Origin of the sequence: Bacillus sp. AFS023182 (assembly GCF_002560575.1) — a bacterium.
GTDB classification, from domain to species: domain Bacteria; phylum Bacillota; class Bacilli; order Bacillales; family Bacillaceae_G; genus Bacillus_A; species Bacillus_A arachidis.
Window position 1 is genome coordinate 101,535 of sequence record NZ_NTRO01000053.1, and the last position, 6,863, is coordinate 108,397.

The 6,863-nt window shown below is 31.4% G+C and carries 7 protein-coding genes; 5 read left to right on the forward strand and 2 right to left on the reverse strand.

The window, feature by feature from the left end:
• Positions 1–423 precede the first annotated feature (423 nt).
• Entirely contained in the window at positions 424–1,701 is a 1,278-nt protein-coding gene (locus tag CN288_RS21035; protein ID WP_098303046.1) for a sensor histidine kinase, read from the reverse strand.
• A gap of 100 nt (positions 1,702–1,801) precedes the next feature.
• Entirely contained in the window at positions 1,802–2,689 is an 888-nt protein-coding gene (locus CN288_RS21040; protein WP_026590934.1) for a serine/threonine protein kinase, read from the reverse strand.
• Between the two features lie 114 nt (positions 2,690–2,803).
• On the opposite strand from CN288_RS21040, the gene CN288_RS21045 reads away from it, so the two are divergent.
• The 5 genes from CN288_RS21045 (at position 2,804) to CN288_RS21065 (ending at position 6,813) form a co-directional block, all read left to right on the forward strand.
• Positions 2,804–3,322, forward strand: a complete 519-nt coding sequence (locus CN288_RS21045; RefSeq protein WP_026590933.1) for a GrpB family protein — start codon at positions 2,804–2,806, stop codon at positions 3,320–3,322.
• Positions 3,323–3,462: 140 nt separating this feature from the next.
• The gene (locus CN288_RS21050) at positions 3,463–3,993 is read left to right on the forward strand and encodes a hypothetical protein (RefSeq protein WP_026590932.1); all 531 of its coding nucleotides are present in this window, start codon (positions 3,463–3,465) and stop codon (positions 3,991–3,993) included.
• Positions 3,994–4,005: 12 nt separating this feature from the next.
• Positions 4,006–4,680 (forward strand): response regulator transcription factor, encoded by a 675-nt coding sequence (locus tag CN288_RS21055; RefSeq protein WP_026590931.1) that lies wholly within the window; start codon positions 4,006–4,008, stop codon positions 4,678–4,680.
• On the forward strand, positions 4,677–6,104 hold the full coding sequence (locus tag CN288_RS21060; RefSeq protein ID WP_098303047.1) for a HAMP domain-containing sensor histidine kinase: 1,428 nt from the start codon (positions 4,677–4,679) through the stop codon (positions 6,102–6,104). The genes CN288_RS21055 and CN288_RS21060 overlap by 4 nt, the downstream gene beginning before the upstream one ends.
• A gap of 109 nt (positions 6,105–6,213) precedes the next feature.
• Entirely contained in the window at positions 6,214–6,813 is a 600-nt protein-coding gene (locus CN288_RS21065; protein ID WP_098303048.1) for an undecaprenyl-diphosphatase, read from the forward strand.
• Positions 6,814–6,863 lie beyond the last annotated feature (50 nt).

The window sequence follows — 6,863 nt, forward strand, 5'->3', positions numbered from 1 at the left end:
GTAGTGATACAACTATGTTAGGTAATAAAAAATGGAGTAAAGAAGGAATATCTACAAGATGGGGATAGTCAAGACCTTTTACAGGGATGAAAAACTGCTATCTTAATGGATCTTTTGGAAAAAATTTGATTGAGCGTGAAATTCCATCCAAAATGAAGTCAAATAGGTAGTAGAGCATCGATTTTATTTTTTGAAAAGCATATGCTTATACAAAGCCAGAGAATGCTGTTGTTAAAAAGATAAGGATTATTGGAACAAAACTTTCAAATAAACCGTAAGAAAACCAGTGATATACACCAAAATAAATTGAGGAAAGAGTAAGGCTCATCTGAAAAATGAATCCCTCGAACATTGTATATCCCATCAAAAACCAATATGTCTCCTTTATAGAGTCAAAAATAAAAAGGAGCATAGGAGCCCCTTTTAAATCAACATGTTAGTGTTTTTAGTAATCTCATTACTTTGTGGAAATGTAATCGTTAAAGTGGTTCCTTTATTAACAACACTATTTATATCTAAAGTACCATTCATCGTTTCAATAATTTTCAATGCAACCATCGTACCTAAACCTGTTCCTTTTGTTTTTGTACTAAAATAAGGTTCCCCAAATCGGTTGATTTGCTCTTGTGTCATACCAATTCCACTATCTTTAATGACAATAGTAATTTTGTTTTCACAAACAGATGATTTGACACTTAGTTTTCCGCCGTTTGGCATCGCTTCTATACTGTTCTTTATTAAGTTTAAAAAGCATTGCTGAAAATGTTGTGTATTCCCGGTGATGGAACCTGTTTCTAATTTCTCAGAAACATTTATAGAATTCATATTACATAATGGCATCATCATACTTATTACTCTTTTTAATTCTTGATCTATTACAATGTTATCAATTTTTTGTGATGCCGGCTTAGCAAATGTTAAGTAGTCATCAATGATAACCTGCGCGCGGTTTAGTTCTCCAAGAATATGTTCAATATATTGTTCGCGCGATTCTTGTGATAAATTTGGAGTTTTAAGGAGTTGAGTAAAGCCTTTTACTACGGTAAGGGGATTTCTTACTTCATGTGAAATACTCGCAGCAAGTTGACTCACAATCTCCATCTTCTCCATTTTTACTAGTTTTGACCGCATAATAACGGCATCTCTTAAAACTTCATTTATATACACAACAAATAACATGATAATAGGAGGCAGTATAATAAAATAAGCGATATATAATTTTGTAATTGGGAAATCCGATAAAACTACAGCGATAAAGGTTGTAAGTAAAGCAAGGAAAAAAGGTAAAATCATTGATATAATAAGCTTTTTTCTTCTGCTTAATTGATTGAATTTAGAAGAATAATAGGCAGTACAAATAAGCATGGTAATATAAACAATAACTGTTAAAAAGTTAACACCGTAAAAAACAAACCGAATCAATAGCATGATAGATAATAAAGCAATTCCAACTGGTAAACCGCCATAAAGTGTACCTATTAAAAATGGGATTTGTCTCAAATCATGAACACAATTTTCATCGATGTATATAGGGAATTTCATGCATAAAATTAATGGTACACTAGTGCAAATAACAATAAGTGTTTTTTTGTATTTTTTGAAAAATATTCTATTATTATATAGAAAGTAAAAAACAAAGACGCTAATTAAAATGTAAAGCAAATTATTTAATACGTTTTGATTGATATATATAAAATCCATCTAGCATGCCTCATTATTGTAGTTTTCGATACTATAAGTTATTATACAGAAAAAACATAACTTCTTCATGTATTAATTATTTTACTACAATGAAGGAGGATTACTTTTTCATACTCATTTTGTTACGCGCAAATTCCCATTCTAAATAAAACTCTTCAACTGATGTATAGCGTTGATTTCTATTTTTGTCTACCGCACGCGATACTACGTCATACAATTCTTTTCCTGCTTCCCATTTAGCGAAAGTGTGATTGCGTCCGCCTCCTAATAACACAAAAGCGGTTGCCCCCATATTAAATACATTTGTTTTCTCATCAATTACTGCGCCAAGCTCGAATTCCTCTGGTGACATAAATCGTGATGATCCCCAAAGTCTTCCCATTGTATTGATATAGGGTTTCTTTTTATATAAGTCGATATCACAAATTTTTATTTTGTTTGTTTTAAAATCATATAAAATACTTCCGTCATAAAAATCTATTGCTACATAGTTTTTTCTTTCAACATGTACATGGAAAGAAAAAATATGATCGAGTGAAGTAAGACGCTCTTCAATTGATAATTGTTTATAGCGATAAAATGGAGAATTTGGATCACTGTAATTTGTTGGTGTTGGAAATGAACAATGTGAATGAAGGCATTCTCCGTTAAACCAATTAAAGATTGCTACATAACCATTCTGCACTTCAAAATGGTCTATCAATTCAACTAAATAGTTATGTTTTAACTCTTCATAAAGTAACATAGCTTGTTTAAGAGTTACTATTGCATCTGCTGGATTACCTGCATAATTCATTGTTTTTGCTCCAGCAAATTTAACAAGCATCTTCTTTCCATTTTTTTCGATACCAAAGCAAATATTCCCTGAATCTTGTTGATCAAAGACTGCAAATATTTTTCCAAGACTGGCAAGCCAATTGAAGTCGTGTTGCTCTTTTAATTGAAAAGTGACATCATTTAAATGAATTGTAATCGGAATTCCGTTCATTTTGCACCTCGTATTCTATATAATTAGATTAAATATTATTATATTCAAGAAAGATAATGAAAAAACCTGTTTTACTTAGTTAGAAGGCTAAGTAATTCAAATGGAAGGTGAAAAATGGATAAACAAATAACCATTGAACCATATAATATAAATTGGCATAAGGAATTTGTAGAAGAGAAAAAGAAATTTGTTGCACTACTAAAAAAAGAAATTATAGCAATCGAACATATTGGAAGTACGTCAATAAAAGGTTTAGATGCTAAACCCATCATTGATATGATGATAGGTGTTAAAAATTTAAATTTGGTTGATCGTTGGATAGAACCATTGCAAACAATAGGATATGAATATGTATTTCATAAGCACTTTCCACAGAGACGTTTTTTTAGAAAAGGGAAATGGAGAGCAGGTACACATCATTTACACGTTTATACATACGGTGGTCAAGAGTGGAAGAACAATTTATTATTTCGTGATTTTATGAGAAATCATGAATGGGCACATATTGAATACAGACAATTAAAACAAGAGCTTGCCATGAAGTATCCATTTGATCGAGTGTCATATACTAATGCCAAAGAACCTTTTATTCAAAAGATCATTGCACTGGCGAAAGAAAATCTATACATATAAAAATTAAGGTGGGAAATTTGATTTTTAGTTCACATAAAGTATTTCTCATCTTATTCTAATCTTTCTTTCATTCTTTTTTCTTTTTTGATTGCTACAATTTGGAATGTAGTGATGTTTTGAAATTGAAAGAGGGATGCAAAATGAAGAAAATGTTCGGAAGTCAAATTTTTCATTTGTTTATAAAAGTTATAGGAGTTTGTGTTATTGCATTTAGTGTTATGGTATATATCGCAAATTTTATGCTAGGAGATCAAATAGAATTAAAAAGTGTAAATAAAACTCTTGGATCTCTTGGTGAATATGGCACGATTGCAGCTATATCGCTTTGGTTTTTACACCATATTTGGTTATTTTTGCACAAAAATAAAATATCTAAATTTAAGTATATGAAAGAGTTATATATGTTAGCAAAGAAATATCATATGTTTATTGGTTATGCTGTATTAGCTGTTGCAACAACACATGGAGTTTATTTTTTTATAAAGGGAAGTCACCACATGATACAGATTTACAGTGGTATATTTACTTTTTGCATTTTAGTATTACTGAGCTCTGTTGGAATTCTTTTGAATAGGAGTAAAAACAGAAATAAATCGGTATTATATCGAAACTTACATCAAATGATTGCGATTTTATTTGGATTAGGATTGATAATTCATTTAATGCTATAGGAGGAATTAAAATTGCATCACATATTAATAATTGAAGATGAAGAAAGTTTAGCTGAATTTTTAGAATTAGAATTAAAATATGAAGGATATGCAGTAGAGGTACAATATGATGGGCGAAAAGGATTGGAAGCAGCCCTAGAGAAGAACTATGATATTATACTTCTTGATTTGATGTTACCGGGACTGAGTGGAATTGAAGTATGTCGTAGACTGCGTGCGACAAAGAATACTCCCATTATTATGTTAACAGCGCGTGATAGTATTATGGATCGCGTTACAGGATTAGATAGCGGTGCTGATGATTACTTACCGAAACCATTTGCAATTGAAGAACTCCTGGCAAGAATACGAGTTATATTTAGACGCGAACAAAAAGAAGAAAGTAAGTCAACACTATTGCTTGCTTTTAAAGATTTACAGTTACATGTAGAATCAAGAACGCTAAGAAAAAATGATGAGATCATTGAATTAACGAACAAAGAATTTGAGTTATTACTCACGTTTATGAAGAATATTAACAGAGTGCTTACACGAGATATACTTTTAGAGCAAGTGTGGGGTTACGATGCGATTGTGGAAACAAATATTGTTGATGTATATGTTCGCTATTTACGAAACAAATTACATGGGATAGATAAGGAGGAGTATATCCAGACTGTTAGAGGAGCTGGGTATGTGATGAGATGATTAAAGATTTTGTACAGCGCATTCGACACCTTCCGATAAAATGGAAACTAACTCTTTGGTCAACCACGTTATTATTTATCTTATTCGCTTTATATAATATTTTACAGTTTATTGTGATTAATCAGTGGTCAGTAGAATATGAAAAGAAACAAATGAACAGGCAAGTAAAAGAAATAGCAGCATATTTTACTGATAAAAAAGAAACACTTTCTAACCAAACGATTGAAAACAGTAAGGACTTTCTTAATAATATGAATGATAAGCATCAGATTATTCGAATTTTAGATAAAGATGGACAACCAGTTGTCTCAGTTTCTCGTGATTTTAATCCGAAGTGGACTTCTCCTAAAGCGGTTACTCAGCCTGAAACTTATATAAAGAGACACTTAGAAGATAGGATATTAATAGAACGGATGCCAATTCAAACAGCAACATTTAAGGGGACAATTGAGGTTGGGGAAAATTTAGAGGCCTTCGATCACTTGTTAAAAATTATTTTCGTTGTAATGGTTGCAGCTGGTATTGGTGGACTTATACTTAGTTTTTTAGGTGGGAGGATTATTGCTAAACAACTTTTATTAAGTGTTCAGAATATAACTGATACGATGAATCGAATTAAAACAAACGGATTAAAAGAAAGAGTTCCCGTACGAGAAAATAATGATGAACTTGCGAAGTTAGGCTTTCTATTTAATGAACTAATGGATGATGTAGAAAGGTCTTTTTTACAACAAAAGCAGTTTGTTGAAGATGCTTCACATGAACTTCGAACACCTCTTACAATTATTCAAGGACATTTATCCATGTTAAACCGTTGGGGAAAGGATGATCCTGTTATTTTACAAAAATCACTTCAATCTAGTTTGAAAGAAGTGGATCGATTGAATAAGTTAGTTTCAGAATTATTAGAGTTATCCAGAACAGAATCGGAGCAAATTCCTGCATCATCAGTCGAGCTTGTACATGTAAATACTGTGTTAAAACAAGTAATCCAAAATTTTGAAGTTCTTCAAACCGAATTTGAATTTGATATACAATTATATGCCGAAGAGGCTTACGCGGCTATACCAGCACCTTACTTAGAGCAAATAATAATTATCATACTAGATAACGCAATTAAATATACCAAAACAAATGATAAATACATTTGTATTCAAACGAATATACAAACTGAAAATATTATCATACGTATTATAGATCATGGCGTCGGAATACCCGAATCAGATTTACCATATGTACTTAATCGTTTTTATAGAGTAGATAAAGCAAGGAGTCGTAAGGAGGGGGGAAATGGCCTAGGGCTTTCCATCGCAAAACGACTTATAGAAAAATATAATGGAAATATTATATTAGAAAGTAAGGAAAAAGAAGGTACATCAGTTACAATTTCGTTTCCTTATGTCGCACATAAAAATGAGAAATAGATGAGAAAAGTTTTAAGGTATTTTCATATTGCTGTTGTATACTGTGTAAAGCGATAAAACTTGTACTTCTTTAAAGTACGAATGTAATGAAAATAAGGAGAGAGCGGGTATGAACTACACAGTATTTCAATGGATTAATAATTTAGCAGGAACCTCAAGCATTTTAGATAAGTTCATGATTATGATTACAAATAGCGCGCTTTATGTGGCAGCTCTTTTTATGCTTATTTTATGGTTTAGTAATGCAAAAAAAGAAATGGCAATTCAAAAACAATATACTGTTGTATATGCTGTTCTTACAGTTGGAGTTTCATTGTTATTAAATGTTTTTATTCATGCAGTATATTATCATGCAAGACCTTTTGTAACTTATCATGTTCATCAATTAGTACCACATGCAGTAGATTCATCATTTGTAAGTGATCATTCTGTACTCGTATTCTCAATAGCATTTACAATGTTATTGAGAGGAGAAAGGTTAAAATATATCGCATTAATTTGGGCAGTACTAGTTGGAGTTTCACGTATTTACGTTGGTGTCCATTATCCAGCAGATATAATTGGTGGAGCATTCCTGTCATTTATAACTTGTGGCATAGTAATGCAAAGTACACGGAAATTAGAGCCATTCATACAAATGGTATTTAGAATCTATGGATCCGTTTCGAAACGAATTCCATTATTATCGAAATATAATCATACACTTTAATCCTAGAAGTCACTAGAAAAGAACCTAATCAAAAATGAAGTGAACCCTGA

Excerpts from the sequence above, each read along its gene's own strand:
- CN288_RS21040 (WP_026590934.1), bottom strand. The coding sequence starts at position 2,689 with ATGAACGGAATTCCGATTACAATTCATTTAAATGATGTCACTTTTCAA.
- CN288_RS21065 (WP_098303048.1), top strand. The coding sequence starts at position 6,214 with ATGAACTACACAGTATTTCAATGGATTAATAATTTAGCAGGAACCTCA.
- CN288_RS21050 (WP_026590932.1), top strand. The coding sequence starts at position 3,463 with ATGAAGAAAATGTTCGGAAGTCAAATTTTTCATTTGTTTATAAAAGTT.
- CN288_RS21045 (WP_026590933.1), top strand. The coding sequence starts at position 2,804 with ATGGATAAACAAATAACCATTGAACCATATAATATAAATTGGCATAAG.
- CN288_RS21060 (WP_098303047.1), top strand. The coding sequence starts at position 4,677 with ATGATTAAAGATTTTGTACAGCGCATTCGACACCTTCCGATAAAATGG.
- CN288_RS21035 (WP_098303046.1), bottom strand. The coding sequence starts at position 1,701 with ATGGATTTTATATATATCAATCAAAACGTATTAAATAATTTGCTTTAC.